The 14,968-nt window shown below is 50.0% G+C and carries 15 protein-coding genes; 4 read left to right on the forward strand and 11 right to left on the reverse strand.

Going from position 1 to position 14,968, the window contains the following annotated elements:
* Nucleotides 1-14: 14 nt before the first annotated feature.
* Nucleotides 15-1,715 (forward strand): urocanate hydratase, encoded by a 1,701-nt coding sequence (gene hutU, locus LVQ76_RS11185; protein WP_232921642.1) that lies wholly within the window; start codon nucleotides 15-17, stop codon nucleotides 1,713-1,715.
* Between the two features lie 109 nt (nucleotides 1,716-1,824).
* On the opposite strand, the gene yddG is transcribed toward hutU, so the two are convergent.
* Complete coding sequence (gene yddG, locus LVQ76_RS11190; protein WP_232921643.1) at nucleotides 1,825-2,715, reverse strand: aromatic amino acid DMT transporter YddG; 891 nt, start codon at nucleotides 2,713-2,715, stop codon at nucleotides 1,825-1,827.
* Nucleotides 2,716-2,798: 83 nt separating this feature from the next.
* Entirely contained in the window at nucleotides 2,799-3,623 is an 825-nt protein-coding gene (nadE, locus tag LVQ76_RS11195; protein ID WP_232921644.1) for an NAD(+) synthase, read from the reverse strand.
* A 274-nt stretch (nucleotides 3,624-3,897) separates the two neighbouring features.
* On the opposite strand from nadE, the gene osmE reads away from it, so the two are divergent.
* Nucleotides 3,898-4,236, forward strand: a complete 339-nt coding sequence (gene osmE, locus LVQ76_RS11200) for an osmotically-inducible lipoprotein OsmE (RefSeq protein WP_064518222.1) — start codon at nucleotides 3,898-3,900, stop codon at nucleotides 4,234-4,236.
* A 52-nt stretch (nucleotides 4,237-4,288) separates the two neighbouring features.
* On the opposite strand, the gene katE is transcribed toward osmE, so the two are convergent.
* Nucleotides 4,289-6,550, reverse strand: coding sequence for a catalase HPII (gene katE, locus LVQ76_RS11205; RefSeq protein WP_232921645.1), 2,262 nt, complete (start codon nucleotides 6,548-6,550; stop codon nucleotides 4,289-4,291).
* A gap of 158 nt (nucleotides 6,551-6,708) precedes the next feature.
* On the opposite strand from katE, the gene cedA reads away from it, so the two are divergent.
* Nucleotides 6,709-6,948 carry a cell division activator CedA gene (gene cedA, locus LVQ76_RS11210; protein WP_151995443.1) on the forward strand — a complete coding sequence of 80 codons (240 nt, stop codon included), beginning with the start codon at nucleotides 6,709-6,711 and terminating at the stop codon, nucleotides 6,946-6,948.
* Between the two features lie 80 nt (nucleotides 6,949-7,028).
* On the opposite strand, the gene LVQ76_RS11215 is transcribed toward cedA, so the two are convergent.
* The 5 genes from LVQ76_RS11215 to hxpB form a co-directional block, all read right to left on the reverse strand.
* Complete coding sequence (locus LVQ76_RS11215; RefSeq protein ID WP_151995442.1) at nucleotides 7,029-7,715, reverse strand: tetratricopeptide repeat protein; 687 nt, start codon at nucleotides 7,713-7,715, stop codon at nucleotides 7,029-7,031.
* Nucleotides 7,716-7,847: 132 nt separating this feature from the next.
* The gene (locus LVQ76_RS11220; protein ID WP_151995441.1) at nucleotides 7,848-9,239 is read right to left on the reverse strand and encodes an L-cystine transporter; all 1,392 of its coding nucleotides are present in this window, start codon (nucleotides 9,237-9,239) and stop codon (nucleotides 7,848-7,850) included.
* Nucleotides 9,240-9,372: 133 nt separating this feature from the next.
* Nucleotides 9,373-9,963, reverse strand: a complete 591-nt coding sequence (locus LVQ76_RS11225; RefSeq protein WP_151995440.1) for a metal-dependent hydrolase — start codon at nucleotides 9,961-9,963, stop codon at nucleotides 9,373-9,375.
* 113 nt (nucleotides 9,964-10,076) lie between these two features.
* Nucleotides 10,077-10,838, reverse strand: coding sequence for a 2-dehydro-3-deoxy-D-gluconate 5-dehydrogenase KduD (kduD, locus tag LVQ76_RS11230; protein ID WP_154153176.1), 762 nt, complete (start codon nucleotides 10,836-10,838; stop codon nucleotides 10,077-10,079).
* Nucleotides 10,839-10,995: 157 nt separating this feature from the next.
* Nucleotides 10,996-11,664 carry a hexitol phosphatase HxpB gene (gene hxpB, locus LVQ76_RS11235; protein WP_232903817.1) on the reverse strand — a complete coding sequence of 223 codons (669 nt, stop codon included), beginning with the start codon at nucleotides 11,662-11,664 and terminating at the stop codon, nucleotides 10,996-10,998.
* A gap of 167 nt (nucleotides 11,665-11,831) precedes the next feature.
* Between hxpB and LVQ76_RS11240 the strand changes: the two genes are divergently transcribed.
* Nucleotides 11,832-12,368: a YniB family protein gene (locus tag LVQ76_RS11240; protein ID WP_064518235.1), complete on the forward strand. Its 537-nt coding sequence runs from the start codon at nucleotides 11,832-11,834 to the stop codon at nucleotides 12,366-12,368.
* Between the two features lie 35 nt (nucleotides 12,369-12,403).
* On the opposite strand, the gene LVQ76_RS11245 is transcribed toward LVQ76_RS11240, so the two are convergent.
* The 3 genes from LVQ76_RS11245 to pfkB form a co-directional block, all read right to left on the reverse strand.
* Nucleotides 12,404-13,264 carry a fructosamine kinase family protein gene (locus LVQ76_RS11245; RefSeq protein WP_232921646.1) on the reverse strand — a complete coding sequence of 287 codons (861 nt, stop codon included), beginning with the start codon at nucleotides 13,262-13,264 and terminating at the stop codon, nucleotides 12,404-12,406.
* 103 nt (nucleotides 13,265-13,367) lie between these two features.
* Entirely contained in the window at nucleotides 13,368-13,658 is a 291-nt protein-coding gene (ghoS, locus tag LVQ76_RS11250) for a type V toxin-antitoxin system endoribonuclease antitoxin GhoS (protein WP_232903815.1), read from the reverse strand.
* A 98-nt stretch (nucleotides 13,659-13,756) separates the two neighbouring features.
* The gene (gene pfkB / locus LVQ76_RS11255) at nucleotides 13,757-14,686 is read right to left on the reverse strand and encodes a 6-phosphofructokinase II (protein WP_232921647.1); all 930 of its coding nucleotides are present in this window, start codon (nucleotides 14,684-14,686) and stop codon (nucleotides 13,757-13,759) included.
* Nucleotides 14,687-14,968 lie beyond the last annotated feature (282 nt).

The raw sequence follows: 14,968 nt of genomic DNA on the forward strand, positions 1-14,968 counted from the left end.
CGGGAGCCACTACAATGACTGAATCTGTAAAACAGGCGGTAGCCCGCACGGTACGCGCACCGCATGGTGCGACATTGCACTGCGAAAACTGGTTGATTGAAGCAGCTTACCGCATGATCCAAAACAACCTCGATCCCGATGTCGCTGAACGCCCGGAAGATCTCGTAGTGTACGGCGGGATCGGTAAAGCCGCTCGTAACTGGGATTGCTTTGAACAGATCCTTGCCTCGCTGCGTACGCTCAAGGCCGATGAAACATTACTGGTGCAATCGGGCAAACCAGTCGGTATTTTCCGCACTCACGCTGATGCTCCGCGCGTGCTGATTGCCAACTCCAACCTCGTACCGCATTGGGCAAACTGGGATCATTTCCATGAACTCGATAAAGCCGGGTTGATGATGTATGGGCAAATGACCGCGGGTTCGTGGATTTACATCGGCGCGCAAGGCATCGTGCAGGGCACCTTTGAAACCTTTGCCGAGGCTGGTCGTCAGCATTACGGTGGGGATTTGCGTGGCAAATGGATCCTGACTGCAGGTTTGGGCGGTATGGGTGGCGCACAGCCGCTGGCTGGCGTGCTGGCAGGCGCTTCGGTGTTAGCCATCGAGTGCCAGGAGTCGCGCATTGATTTCCGTCTGCGTACTCGTTATCTCGATTATAAAGCGACAAATCTTGATGAAGCGCTGGCAATGATCGAAAAAGCGAACGCGGAGAAAAAAGCGATCTCCGTCGGTCTATTAGGCAACGCCGCCGATCTGCTACCAGAATTGGTTAGACGCGCGAAAGCGGGGGGAATTAAGCCCGATATTGTGACCGATCAAACCTCAGCGCACGATCCGGTTAATGGTTATTTGCCGCAGGGATGGACTGTGGATCGTTGGCAGGAAGAGCGATCCACGCAGCCAAAAGTGGTTGATAAAGCAGCTCGTGAGTCGATGGCCGTACATGTTCAGGCGATGCTCGATTTCTGGGAGATGGGCGTGCCGACGGTGGATTACGGTAACAATATCCGCCAGGTGGCATTTGATGAAGGAGTGGAAAATGCCTTTGATTTCCCAGGTTTTGTTCCCGCCTATATTCGCCCGCTGTTCTGCGAAGGCAAAGGGCCGTTCCGCTGGGTAGCGCTTTCAGGTGATCCTGAAGATATTGCGAAAACTGATGCGAAACTCAAAGAATTGTTCCCGGATAACCAGAACCTGCATCGCTGGTTGGATATGGCGCAGGAGCGCATTGCTTTCCAGGGGCTGCCGGCACGCATTTGCTGGTTAGGCCTTGGCGAACGTCATCTTGCCGGGTTGGCGTTTAACGAAATGGTGCGTAACGGCGAGCTGAAAGCACCAATCGTAATTGGTCGTGACCATCTGGACTGCGGCTCGGTAGCATCGCCAAATCGTGAAACTGAGTCAATGAAGGATGGCTCTGATGCGGTTTCCGACTGGCCATTGCTGAATGCATTGCTAAATACCGCGGGCGGCGCGACATGGGTGAGTTTGCATCACGGCGGTGGAGTAGGAATGGGCTTCTCGCAACACGCGGGCGTGGTGATTGTGGCGGATGGTACGCCAGAAGCGGCGGTGCGCTTGGGTCGCGTATTGTGGAATGACCCGGCAACGGGCGTGATGCGCCACGCCGATGCGGGTTATGAAAGTGCTGTTGAATGCGCGAAAGCGCAAGATCTGAAACTACCGATGCTACCCATTCATAACGCAAAATAATTCGGGTTGCAGCAAGGCGGCAAAGGAGCAAATCCCCGGGAGCTTACTAAAGTAAGTGACTGGGGTTTGTGGTAGCAGCCAACGCAGTTGCAGCTCGAAGTATGAAGCGTTAACCATAACGTCGGGTCGCGAGCCAACAGAGTAACGACCCGCCGACTACCATCGCCACTCCCTGCCAGAAGCCCCAGCCCGGATGTAAACCCAACCACAAACTCGCAATCAACGCCGAAAGCACCGGCGTGAAATACGAGGCCGTCGCCAGCAACGTCATATTCCCGCGCTGAATGCCGTGGTTCCAGGCTGAATAGGCTATCGCCGTGGAAGCGCCCATAAACAGCAGTTGCAGCGTTGAAGGCAGCGTGAAGTGAATCGGCGCTTCGCTAACAAAGGCGAATTTCACCCACAGCACGGTGGCGGTGGCGCAGAAGAACAGCGACACGCCATTTTTGCCTGCGCTCCAGCGGCGAGTGATGTTGCAATACAGCGCCCAGATTAACGCAGCGGCAAAAGCCAGGCCGTATGCCAGCGGGTTATCCAGAATGTTGTGCCACATCTGCAACGGCGACCAGTCACCGTCGCCTTTCATCACCTGAACGATGCCCGCCAGCGAAAGCGCCAGCCCCGGCCAGAGCCACAAATTGCTGCGTTGTTGGTTGATAAACAGCGCCAGCAGGATGGTCAGACTTGGCCACAAATAGTTGATCATCCCCAGCTCAAGCGACTGGCTGCGGCTGTGCGCCAGCCCAATCGCTAAGGCGAGGAAAATTTCGTAAGTGACGAATAGCGCACCGCCAATCCACAGATAGCGCGGAGGGATTTCACGGATTTTCGGTAATCCCCGCGCAATGCACAGGCAAAATGCGCTGACGGTGTAAATCAGCGCAGCGCCACCCACCGGGCCAAAATGCTCGCTGATACTGCGCAGTAAACCGACCGAGGTGCTCCAGAGGAGGATCGCCAGCAGGCCAAAAGCCGTGGCACGTTTTGCAGAGGTATCCATGTGTTTCCAGAAAGGGATTGTCGGATGACGCTGCGCTTATCCGACCTGGAAAACCCGCAGCAGGTCGGATGGCGTGATGCTATTTATTTCCAGAAATCATCAAACACGGTAATCGGCGTGCGGCGTTTGTGTTCGGTTTTCAGATACCAGCCTTCGATAATTTTGCTGGTGGCATCGTCCAGAGTTTTGCCTTCCAGGTAGTCATCAATTTGCTCGTAGGTTACGCCCAGAGCAGCTTCATCAGGCAGAGAAGGGCGGTCATCTTCAAGGTCAGCGGTTGGCGCTTTCTGGTATAAATGTTCCGGGCAGCCCAGTGTTTTAAGCAGTGCTTTTCCCTGGCGCTTGTTAAGGCGGAAGATTGGGTTGATATCGGTGCCGCCATCGCCGTATTTGGTGAAGAATCCGGTTACCGCTTCAGCACCGTGGTCAGTACCCACAACAACGCCTTTGGTCATGCCAGCGATGCTGTATTGTGCTTTCATACGTTCGCGAGCTTTTTCGTTACCACGAATAAAATCGCTCAACTCAATACCTGCTTCGCGCAGCGCTTGTTCGCTCGCCAGCACAGCACCTTTGATATTCACGGTTAGAACGCGATCTGGCTCAATAAAGGCGATGGCATCCTGACAGTCTTGTTCATCGGCCTGCACGCCAAATGGCAAGCGTACTGCGATAAACTGGTAACTTTCGTCACCGGTTTCATCACGCAGTTCATTGATGGTGAGCTGACAGAGTTTACCGGTAAGGGTTGAATCCTGGCCGCCGCTAATACCCAACACCAGCGATTTAATAAATGAATATCTTTTCAGGTACGACTTCAGGAAATCAACGCTGACACGAATTTCGTGTGCTGGGTCGATCTGTGGTTTCACCCCTAGTGCCTGAATAATCTCTTGTTGCAGAGCCATTTAACCCTCCGGTGCAATTTACCTGCGTATGCAGGTAGCAAAAGTCAGATTTGTTAAAACTACCCGTTTGTGGGTAAAACGACAAGACTCATGGGAGAGTGGTTGTGCCGTTTGGTGTGATTTAGAGCTATTTGGTACGTTTTGGAGCTAACCTGGTGTTTTGTTTAATAATCCTAAAATTTGTTCATTTGGTCTGCTTAGTTGAAAAATGCGCTTTTATATTCCAGGCTTATCTAACACGCATGAGCAATACCCTGAAAAACGAGGATAAAATATGAACAAGACTTTTGCAGGAATTTTAAGTGCAGCAGCGGTTATGACAATGCTTGCCGGTTGTACAGCCTACGATCGTACTAAAGATCAGGTAGCAACACCGGTTGTAAAAGATGTGAAAAAAGGCATGAGCCGTGAGCAAGTTCAACAGGTTGCAGGCAAACCGTCTTCAGAAGTGACCATGATTCACGCACGTGGTACTTGCCAGACCTACATTCTCGGTCAGCGTGATGGCAAAACAGAAACTTATTTCGTAGCGCTTGATGAAACCGGGCATGTGATGAACTCGGGTTATCAGACTTGTGCTGAGTACGATACTGACCCGCAGGTCAAAAAATAATTACACGTTAGAAATGGAAAAGCCGTCACTGATGTGACGGCTTTTTTGTGGGTTAAGCCGGGATATGGCTGATTTTATTGCTGCGCGACCAAATACGGTGCGCGGCTAACAGTTTAAGGAAATCATCGGTAAATGCAGTCGTGACAGTGTCACCTTCAACCACGCCTTCCTCGCCCTGGTTATTATCGATTCCTAGCTGAGTTTTAAACTGGCGGGCATCCCCTGCAAGACCAATGACCTTTAAGTGTTTATAAGCTTCCAGTAAATAATAAGCTGCGTCACCGTTGTTGAGAATTGAAGTGAGATCGCCCCCGGGAACAATCACCGCATCTACCGTGACCGATGGCGAACCGGTAAACGTGGCGGCAATCGGGAGCAGGGATCCGTCATCAGCGCTTGTTTCACCCATGCGGGAAAACAGTAGTTTGGTATGCACGCCCTGAGCTTTCAGCGCCTTCATCGCAACCAGGACATCCGCAGCATTGGCTTTTTCACTCAGCAAAATAGCCACCACGCGACCTTTCACTGAACCACTTGGCACGGCATACAAACTCAGGCTTGGATCTTTCTTCAGGCCGTTCACATCTTTTGGCGGCGCAACATGCATCTGCTCATCAGACAGTTCAATTCCGAGATTTTCTGCGACCGGATGAGCAAGGGAAATATCAATATGTGTCAAATGATCCAGTACACGTTCGCGGATATACGGCCTCGCGACTTTAGATAATTCGAAACTAAAGGCACTGATGATGTGCTGCTGTTCCACAGGAGTCTGGCTTTGCCAGAACAACCGCGGTTGCGAATAATATTCACCAAACGACGGGCTGCGCTCGCGGACTTTATGGCCCTCAATACGCTCCTGATAGCTTTCGAAACCGCCGCGTTTTGGCCCCGGAGGTGTTTCGCGCGGCCAGTTGTCGTTGATAGAATTGGGTTCGTAGTTGGCAGGATTGCTGTCAATATCCATGCGATGCATGCCGTCACGCTGGAAGTTGTGATATGGGCAGGTCGGACGGTTTATCGGAATTTCATGGAAGTTTGGCCCCCCGAGACGACTGATTTGTGTATCGGTGTAAGAGAACAAACGGCCTTGTAGCAGCGGGTCGTTACTAAAATCTAAGCCTGGAACGATATGGCCCGGATGGAATGCCACTTGTTCATTTTCGGCAAAGAAATTATCCGGGTTGCGGTTGAGCGTCATTTTGCCCACCAGATGAACCGGCACCAGTTCTTCCGGGATCAGTTTGGTTGGGTCGAGAAGGTCAAAGTCATATTTAAATTCATCTTCTTCCGGAATTAATTGTAGGCCCAGTTCATATTCCGGGAAGTCACCCGCCTCAATCGATTCCCAAAGGTCGCGGCGGTGGAAATCAGGATCACGTCCGGTCAGTTTTTGCGACTCATCCCAAAGCAGAGAAGCTTTCCCCGCGGTCGGTTTCCAGTGGAAGCGTACGAAAGTCGCTTTCCCTTCTGCGTTAATCATGCGGAAAGTATGAATCCCGAAACCTTCCATGGTGCGGTAGCTGCGCGGCAGACCGCGGTCAGACATCGCCCACATGACGTTGTGTAGTGTTTCAGGTTGCAGCGAGACATAGTCCCAGAAGGTGTCGTGCGCGCTGCCACCTTGCGGGATAGCCCAGTGTGGCTCAGGTTTCACTGCATGGACGAAATCAGGAAATTTATGCGCATCCTGAATGAAAAATACCGGAGTATTGTTACCGACTAAATCGAAAATGCCTTCTTCGGTGTAGAACTTAGTGGCAAATCCGCGGATATCACGCACTGTGTCGGCGGAACCTGCACCACCTTGTACCGTTGAAAAGCGCACAAATACCGGAGTGATTTTGTCGGGGTCGGAAAGAAAATCTGCTTTGGTCACTTCCGCCATATTTTTGTATGGCTGGAAATAACCGTGTGCCGCTGATCCGCGCGCGTGAACGATACGCTCAGGAATACGCTCATGGTCAAAATGGGTGATTTTTTCCCGCAGGATAAAATCTTCCAGAAGCGTAGGCCCACGCGTACCAGCACGCAGCGAGTTCTGGTCATCGGCAATGCGCACTCCCTGATTGGTGGTCAGAGGGAAGTTTTCACCGTTCTTGCGATGCTTATCGAGCAATTTTAATTTTTCGTTGGAGGTGTCCGGGCTTTTATAACTCCCTGCCGCAGTGGGTTGCGCTCCCGGAGGGCTCGGTTCAGTTGAAGGGCGATGAGAGCCATCATCGGGTGCCAGTGAATCCATACCAGGCTTCGATTCATTGGCGTCATGTATAGGTGCACTGTGATTCAGAGGGTGCTTATCGTTCGTCGACATTGAACTCATCTCCTGTTTTAGTTCTGCTCTCATTGGGCTTCGTATGGCCCAAAACAGCTTTAACTATAGGACAAGGTCATCTCGACGCGAGACTTATGGGACAGTTCTCCGCTATCATAGCGAAGTTGTTCATCAATTTAGTTTTGATTCCATTGCCTATGAAACCTTTACGCCAACCGAATACTCGTCCCGTTCTTACGTACCAAGCGCGTGTTGAACCCTCACCACCGTCTCATGCTTTTCGAGTGGATGGGTTTAAGGATGTGTGGCTGCTACGCAACCGCTACGTGGCTTTTGTGCTGGTAGGAAATGCGTTCCGCCAGTCACCGCCCTTTACCTTACCGGAATCGGCACAACGCTGGGCAATACAGGTCAGACATGAAAATGAGATTTACTGAGAGAAGAACGAGCTCAGAGCTGTTTTAAGAGACTTGAATTTAAAGGCCTGTCGAGTGCAGGCCCTGCAACGCAGATTGACTTACCCGCCGTTACTGAGCCGCTCAAACTCTTCGCAACCGGTATCAAAGCCTTCCATGCAGCTCAGATTTAACCACTGCAATGCACGCTGTTTATTGACAGCGATAAAACCCTTTTCACCGTTTAAAAATAACATTCCAGCCCAATACTCGGCATATCCGGTGCGGGAGAGCGTAGAGCTGCGTTTAAACCAGAAAGTGGCTTTTTCATCATCTTGCGCTGTCCCTACACCATTGGCGTAGAGTAACCCCAGAAACATTTGCGCATCGACTGCTGAGTCACTTTCTATATCCTGCGAGGCGCTTTCCAGCAGTTCAATGGCCCTGGTGTAATCGGGTTTACCCGCTTGGGTATTAACGAAAATGCGTGCCAGAGTCACTTTTCCAGACTGGCTGCCTCGTTGTACGGCCTGTTGTGCTAACGATTTAGCCTGTTGGTAATCAGCGGTGGCAGGGTCATGAATTTTGAGTTGAGCCAATAATGCCATGGCATCGGCATCACCCTGAGCGGCTGATTTGGCAGCCCAGCTTTCTGCCTGCTGATATTCGCCTGCGCTAACCAGGGTATCGGCAAGATAGAATTGCGCACGGCTGTCACCTTCCTGCGCATGTTTCAGGTAAGGGCTATCGACATTTTCTGCCCAGGCGCCAGAGACAAAGAAGAAAAGTAGAATGCAGAGTCGTTTCATTGAGGGAAGAGGTCCGTAGAAGGCGAAAGTGTTTTGGCACCCTGAGAGGGGCTCTAAGTTATAAATAAAAAAACGGTTCCCTGTTACAGGAACCGTTTATTGTCGCAGATTATAAGGTGGTTTTGCTACTGATTAGCGATGCGCCAATTCCGCTTCTTCATCACTATTGAGTAATTCTTTATCCGTCTGCTTCATCAACTGGCTGGTGATAGTACCGGCAGTCATTGAACCGCTAACGTTCAGAGCAGTACGACCCATATCAATAAGTGGCTCAACAGAAATCAACAATGCTACCAGTGTGACCGGCAAGCCCATGGCTGGCAGAACAATCAGGGCTGCGAAGGTTGCACCGCCACCAACGCCCGCAACACCTGCGGAGCTTACGGTTACGATACCAACCAGAGTTGCAATCCAGACCGGGTCCAGCGGGTTAATACCGACTGTTGGAGCGACCATCACCGCCAGCATGGCAGGATAGAGACCAGCACAACCGTTCTGGCCGATAGTGGCACCAAAGGACGCCGCAAAGCTTGCGATGGACTCAGGAACACCCAGACGGCGAGTTTGCGCTTCAACGTTCAATGGAATGCTGGCGGCGCTAGAACGACTGGTGAAGGCAAATGTTAGTACCGGCCAAACCTTGCGGAAGTATTTCAGCGGGCTTACGCCGTTTACGGCCAGCAATACTGCGTGCACGCCGAACATAATTGCCAGACCGAGATAAGACGCAACCACGAAACTACCGAGCTTGATGATGTCTTGCAGGTTTGAACCGGCAACAACTTTAGTCATCAGTGCAAGTACGCCGTATGGCGTCAATTGCATGACCAGGCGCACCAGCTTCATTACCCAGCTTTGCAGCGTATCAATCGCAACCAGAACACGTTCACCTTTCGGCGCATCGTCTTTCAGCAATTTCAGAGCAGCGACACCCAGGAATGCGGCGAAAATCACCACGCTGATGATTGAGGTTGGATTCGCCCCAGTCAGGTCAGCAAACGGGTTTTTCGGCACGAATGACAGAATCAGTTGCGGCACGTTCAGGTCAGCCACTTTGCCCACGTACGTGGTTTCAATGGTGCTCAGACGGGCGGTTTCAGCTGTACCTTGTACCAAGCCTTCAGCGGTCAGGCCGAACAGGTTGGTCACCAACACGCCGACAAGTGCCGAGATCAAAGTGGTAAACAGCAAGGTCCCGATAGTCAGGAAGCTGATTTTCCCCAGTGAAGAGGCATTATGCAAACGAGCTACCGCGCTCAGAATTGAGGCGAACACTAATGGCATGACGATCATTTGCAACAGTTGTACATAACCGTTACCAACGATGTTAAACCACTGGATAGATTGTTTAAGTACCGGGCTGTCTTCGCCATAAATGGTATGCAGCGCAAGGCCAAATACTACGCCCATTGCTAAACCAAGCAGTACTTTCTTTGCCAGACTCCACTGTTTGTGGCGAGTTTGCGCCAGCAACAGCAGCAGAATAACGAACACGATAACGTTCGCTATAAGTGGAAAATTCATCCCCGTATCTCCTGAGTGTTTTTTAAATAGATGGACTGATTGCCATCTTTATTCTGTAAATCGTACCAGAAGCTTAGAACGACACTTATATTCAAAAGGAATTGATTATTACATTTTGAATGGTTTCGTCTAATTATTGTGCTGAATGGTGATTTAAAATGCTGTTGAAGGTCATTTGCATTGAAATTATCACCTGTGATGACCAACGTACCGCACTGTTATCGGGCAAACTTTGCGGCATCCACACAGCCAGACCAAACAGCGCCATACACAAAACGCGTTCAAGTTGGTTGCCTTTTTGCGGTCTGACAATCGGAAAGCGAAAGCGCAAACGGCATGGCCACAGCAGTGGAACACCAGCAGGCGTAAGCATATCTGCCAGAATATGGCTCAAATAACCCAACACCATGCCTTGTAGCGCATCGGCGGGAATAACCCAGGTTTCAGGGACTTTAAGATAGAACAGTGCAAGGCTTGCAAACACCGCAAACAAACTGTGTGTAAAGCCCCTATGACCGCAGGCTCGGGCAATAGGTTTGGAAATCCACGGCAGACGCTGGCCCAGAAACGACTTTGGATGGTCGATATCTGGTAATAAGCAGGTCAGAATGGCTGACGGCACAATATGCCACCAGTCTCCTTGAGCAAGCACGGGCGTGAGTTCGGCGTTTTTTGCGAAAACTGCGCAGGCAATGGAAAAAAGAAGATGGCCTTCCGCCGTCATGATACTACCTGGATGAAAACTGTCGATTCATACAGTATAGGGATTTTATACAGTAGACGGAAGAGGTGACGGCGTAACATTTTGCTACCGCCGGTTACCCGGCGATAGCGGATTTACCGGGCTAGCCAGCCCCCGTCGACTGCAATGGTATATCCGTTGACGTAATCGGACGCGCTTGATGCGAGAAAAACTATTGGGCCTTGTAGGTCCGCGGGAACGCCCCATCGACCTGCCGGAATACGGTCTAGTATTTCCTGGCTGCGCACTTCGTCATCACGCAGTTGTTGAGTATTGTTAGTAGCCATATATCCGGGTGCAATAGCATTCACATTAATATTGTGCTGTGCCCATTCGTTTGCCAGCAGTCGCGTGACACCGAGCACCGCGCTTTTTGATGCCGTATAAGAGGGAACCCGTATACCGCCCTGGAATGACAACATTGAGGCGATATTAATGATTTTCCCGCCGCCACCTTGCCTGATGAATTGCTTTGCTACCGCCTGAGAGAGAAAGAACACTGATTTAATGTTCAGGTTCATCACGTCATCCCAGTTTTTCTCGCTAAACTCAAGGGCATCTTCGCGGCGAATGGTGCCCGCGTTATTGACCAGAATGTCTATTTTCCCCATTCCCGCCACGGCTTGTTCGATGATGCCCGGAATGACCTCGTGCTGGCTTAAATCTGCCTGGATGGCGAGAAAACGTCGCCCCAGCGCTTCCACTTTTTGCGCGGTTTCGTGTGGAATTTTGCGGTTCACACTAACGATGTCACAACCAGCCTCAGCAAGGCCGATCGCCATTCCCTGACCCAATCCAGTGTCACAACCTGTGACGATAGCGACTTTACCCTGCAGATTAAAAGCATCGAGAATCATAGTTACCCCGGTATCCGGAAAAGCGCATATGCGCGTGTAAATAAAGAATAGATACGGGATGGGGGAAATTCAAATTAATATGAAATAGCGTTTCAATAATTTTGACGGAGGTATGATTTTGAGAAAGATGCGGGGTAGCCCCGCACCTTATAAAAGATTAGCCAAGCAGGTGTTCGGCGCGTAATTCAACCAGTGACGGCAGTTTTACGTTGGCCAGACACCAGCGCACGTCATCATGGTTTTCTTCGGCGGGAACCACGATTGAACGCATACGCGCAGCTTTGGTGGCAATCATCCCATTTACGGAATCTTCAAGCGTCACACAAGATAGCGGGTCGACGCCAAGTTTAGCGGCGGCATCGAGGTAAACCTGAGGGTGCGGTTTGCTGTAAGACAGGTGTTCAGCTGAGGCGATGGCATCAAACTGGTCACGCAGATCAAACATTTCCAGAACGCGTTCAAGCATATGCAGAGGTGATGCAGAAGCTAAACCTACTTTCAGCCCCTGTGCTTTGCACAATGCAACGGCTTCACGCACGCCTGGCAAGAGAGGGCGTTTCTCTTCAACTAAGGAAATGGCACGGGTAATGACGCGGTTAGTCACTTCTTCACGCGTTGGGCCATTCCACGGTTGGTGGGAGAACCACAGGTCGACGACCAGGTCGATACGCAAGCCGAGCGTATCGGGCAGTTCGCAACGGCGGGAGATATCCACGCCAATGCTTGCCATAACCTCTAGCTCTGCTTCATCCCATAACGGTTCTGAATCAATCAACAAACCGTCCATATCAAAAATTGCAGCTACAATTTGGCGAGTAACAGCCATTTAACGACTCCTGTCATTTATGTATTAAAGATAAGATCTCTAATCAATAGCTGGAATTACCCGCGGATGCCACTGCTTTGTGAAATTCGCCCGTAAAGCTCAGGCGAAATCACACCGGACAAGGTAGACTTTGTGCGTACAAGTTGCGTCTTAACCAAGGGGAACGAATGACGTATCAACAAGCTGGACGCATTGCCGTACTCAAACGTGTGGCTGGCTGGGTAATTTTTATCCCAGCGGTAATTTCTACACTGATTTCGATTTTGAAGTTTATGGATGCGCATAGCGAAAAACAGGCGGGCATTAATGCCGTGATGCTGGATTTTGCTCATGTCATGATTGAGATGATGCGTTTCAATACTCCATTTTTAAATTTCTTCTGGTACAACTCGCCACAACCGGAGTTCCATCAGCAGGCAAACATTCTGTTCTGGGTCATCTACGCGCTGATATTTGTTGGCCTCGCATTACAGGCATCTGGCGCACGTATGAGCCGCCAGGCGAAGTTTCTGCGTGAAGGTGTGCAAGATCAATTGATTCTGGAACAAGCAAAAGGCCCGGAAGGGTTAACGAAAGCGCAGATTGATGCAAAAATTGTCGTGCCGCGACACACGATTTTCCTGCAAATTTTCCCGCTCTATGTTTTACCCATCATCATTATCGTCATCGGCTACTTCTTCTTTTCATTACTGGGTTTTATCTAGAAAACGCCACTCCTGTTTGAGGAGTGGCGAAGTCATTACGCCGCCAGAACTCTATCCAATGCTTTTTCTGCGACCACTAAATGCTGGCCGCCAAAAAGAATCGCCCGGTTAAGTAGGGTATAGAGTTGATAGATCGGTTGGCGTAGGAGGAAATCGGCGGGAAGAGGGGATATCGACTGGTAACCGTCGTAGATTTGCGGTGGTTGATCAGGATGCAATGGCAACATTGCCAGATCGCATTCGCGGTCTCCCCAGTAACACGCCGGGTCGTAAATAAATGGACCATCAGGCCCCATTGCGCAATTTCCTGACCACAAATCACCATGTAGCAATGATGGCTGCGGCTGGTGGGAGGCAAGCGTTTGGTGTACAAAATCGACGATGAGATCGATATCACCAAAATGGATCCCTTTTTCAGCGGCGAGTTCTAATTGCCAGCCAATGCGTTGTTCCGCAAAAAATGTAGACCAACGTCGTTGCCAGGCATTGGGTTGAGGGGTAGTGGAAAGATCATTATCAAAATCGAGGCCAAATTGCGGTTGTTCGCTCCATAGATGCAACCGTGCCAGCTGTTGCCCCAGCAAAAAGGCGTTATGCGCATCCAGCGGTTTTGATGGCATGTATTCGAGCAGCAGGAAGCTGTAATCGCGATCGCTGCCAACCGCCCAGACTTTAGGTACGCGTACCGTATTGCTGCGCGAAAGTAACTCAAGCTGGTCGGCTTCAGCAGTGAAGATGGGCAACATTTCACGCGCATCGCTTTTGACAAAGATCTCATGACCGGCATATTGAATTCGCCAGGCGGCATGAATTTCGCCGCCGGGTAATTCCGTGCGTTGTTCAATTTCAGCAGTGCCGAGTTGTTCACTTAACAGACGACTAATAGCTTGCCACATGATGCTTCTCCCCAGGTTTTCTGGTAGATCATTAGCTTATCGCTGTTAACCGGGTCAAACTTCGAACTGACGCACATCCCCGGTCATGATATTTAAAACTTGGTTATTTACTCTCTTGTAGCCAGTTTTCCCATGTTGTTACTGACACTTCGGGTTCGATACCCAGTGCTAACTGACCAAGGCCACGGGATAACTCTTCAACTTCTGCCTGGCTTGACGTGCTTATTAACCCAAATGTGTTGATACCTAACTCGTGAATTTTACCTTCGTCATCTGACATAGTGAGCAAAAAACCGCCGCGTGTCAGTTGGTTATTGAGCTCGTTAAGATCCGTGAGATTATTTTCCTGGAACTTAAATGTGACAACATAGCGCACGATGTCTCCGCTACTCATTATTCACCTCATTGTTATCCCGAAGGTTTCAGCATAGTTGATCTATATGAAATGGCGACTTCTGACGAAACGACAAGTCGCCATTCAGGATGTAGTCGCTAACTACGCAAGTAATCGTAGATTTTTTGCGTATTTTCCAGTGAACACAAACGAGTGCCATGATTTAGGGTGGCTGCGCTACCGGCGGCAACACCGAAACGAACCATATCTAATAAAGGTGCACCTTCTGCCAGTTTCAACGTCATTGCCCCGACCATGCTATCGCCTGCGCCAACCGTACTTTGGCTTTTGACTGGTGGTGGTACAACTTGCACACAACCGCTGGCATCAACACCAAGAGCACCTTGTGGACCCAGAGAAACCACCACGCGTTTCGCTTTGCCACTGTCGACAATCTCTTGGGCGGCTTGGCGCACATCGTCAGGTTGAGTGAGATCACGGTTTACTAATGCACTGAGCTCTTTTTGGTTTGGTTTAACCAACTCAATATTGCCGATTTCAAGGGTTGCTTTTAAGGCTTCGCCAGAGCTATCCACGATGCAGCGGATACCTGCTTGTTGAGCTGTTTTTACTAATGCACAAAGTTTAGAAACGTTAATGCCTGGTGGGAGACTGCCACTGATAACCAAAATAGCTTCGGGTTCAATGGACAATACTTTTTCTTCGAGCAGATGGAATTCATCATCGGTGAGTGCGGCTCCAGGCATCACAAAACGATACTGTTCGCCGGTTGATTCCGCATGAACATGTAAGTTTTGCCGAGTCCAGTCGCGCGCATTAATAGTATCAATAGCGACATGTTCATCTAGCAGGAGGGCACAAAGGTGTTCCCCGGTCGCGCCACCAGAAGGAAATATGGCTGTTGCCTCGCCTCCTAAGTGCACAATCGCCCGTGCAACGTTAATGCCGCCACCGCCAGGTTCAAACACTGGTGCGGTACAGCGGAGTTTTCCCTCCGGGTAAATTTGTGCGGTTAATGTTGCGCTATCTAGTGAGGGAGCAAGTGTCAATGTATAAATCCGAGCCATATATCCTCCTTAATTGAGCGTTGGGTTAAAGCGTAGCACTGTTTCAGCCCAAATAATGTCAATTAACACAATGATTTATCATATGATTTGTAAAAAGCAATAGAACACTATGTTTATGAAAATAAAGATGTTTTAAGAGCTCTCTTATTCAAAAAATGAAAGAAGAATTCATTGCTATGTTATTCGGGCTTTTTTATAATTTGTAACCTTTCTTGGCTCATAATTATTTGATCCAGAGAAGAGATTCCGGAACCTTGATGGTTTCTTTTTATGTTGTACGGA

The organism is Buttiauxella cochleicola, from assembly GCF_021283185.1.
GTDB classification, from domain to species: domain Bacteria; phylum Pseudomonadota; class Gammaproteobacteria; order Enterobacterales; family Enterobacteriaceae; genus Buttiauxella; species Buttiauxella massiliensis.

Coding starts and splice junctions, on each gene's coding strand:
- hutU (WP_232921642.1), top strand. CDS start 15: ATGACTGAATCTGTAAAACAGGCGGTAGCCCGCACGGTACGCGCACCG.
- yddG (WP_232921643.1), bottom strand. CDS start 2,715: ATGGATACCTCTGCAAAACGTGCCACGGCTTTTGGCCTGCTGGCGATC.
- nadE (WP_232921644.1), bottom strand. CDS start 3,623: ATGGCTCTGCAACAAGAGATTATTCAGGCACTAGGGGTGAAACCACAG.
- osmE (WP_064518222.1), top strand. CDS start 3,898: ATGAACAAGACTTTTGCAGGAATTTTAAGTGCAGCAGCGGTTATGACA.
- katE (WP_232921645.1), bottom strand. CDS start 6,550: ATGTCGACGAACGATAAGCACCCTCTGAATCACAGTGCACCTATACAT.
- cedA (WP_151995443.1), top strand. CDS start 6,709: ATGAAACCTTTACGCCAACCGAATACTCGTCCCGTTCTTACGTACCAA.
- LVQ76_RS11215 (WP_151995442.1), bottom strand. CDS start 7,715: ATGAAACGACTCTGCATTCTACTTTTCTTCTTTGTCTCTGGCGCCTGG.
- LVQ76_RS11220 (WP_151995441.1), bottom strand. CDS start 9,239: ATGAATTTTCCACTTATAGCGAACGTTATCGTGTTCGTTATTCTGCTG.
- LVQ76_RS11225 (WP_151995440.1), bottom strand. CDS start 9,963: ATGACGGCGGAAGGCCATCTTCTTTTTTCCATTGCCTGCGCAGTTTTC.
- kduD (WP_154153176.1), bottom strand. CDS start 10,838: ATGATTCTCGATGCTTTTAATCTGCAGGGTAAAGTCGCTATCGTCACA.
- hxpB (WP_232903817.1), bottom strand. CDS start 11,664: ATGGCTGTTACTCGCCAAATTGTAGCTGCAATTTTTGATATGGACGGT.
- LVQ76_RS11240 (WP_064518235.1), top strand. CDS start 11,832: ATGACGTATCAACAAGCTGGACGCATTGCCGTACTCAAACGTGTGGCT.
- LVQ76_RS11245 (WP_232921646.1), bottom strand. CDS start 13,264: ATGTGGCAAGCTATTAGTCGTCTGTTAAGTGAACAACTCGGCACTGCT.
- ghoS (WP_232903815.1), bottom strand. CDS start 13,658: ATGAGTAGCGGAGACATCGTGCGCTATGTTGTCACATTTAAGTTCCAG.
- pfkB (WP_232921647.1), bottom strand. CDS start 14,686: ATGGCTCGGATTTATACATTGACACTTGCTCCCTCACTAGATAGCGCA.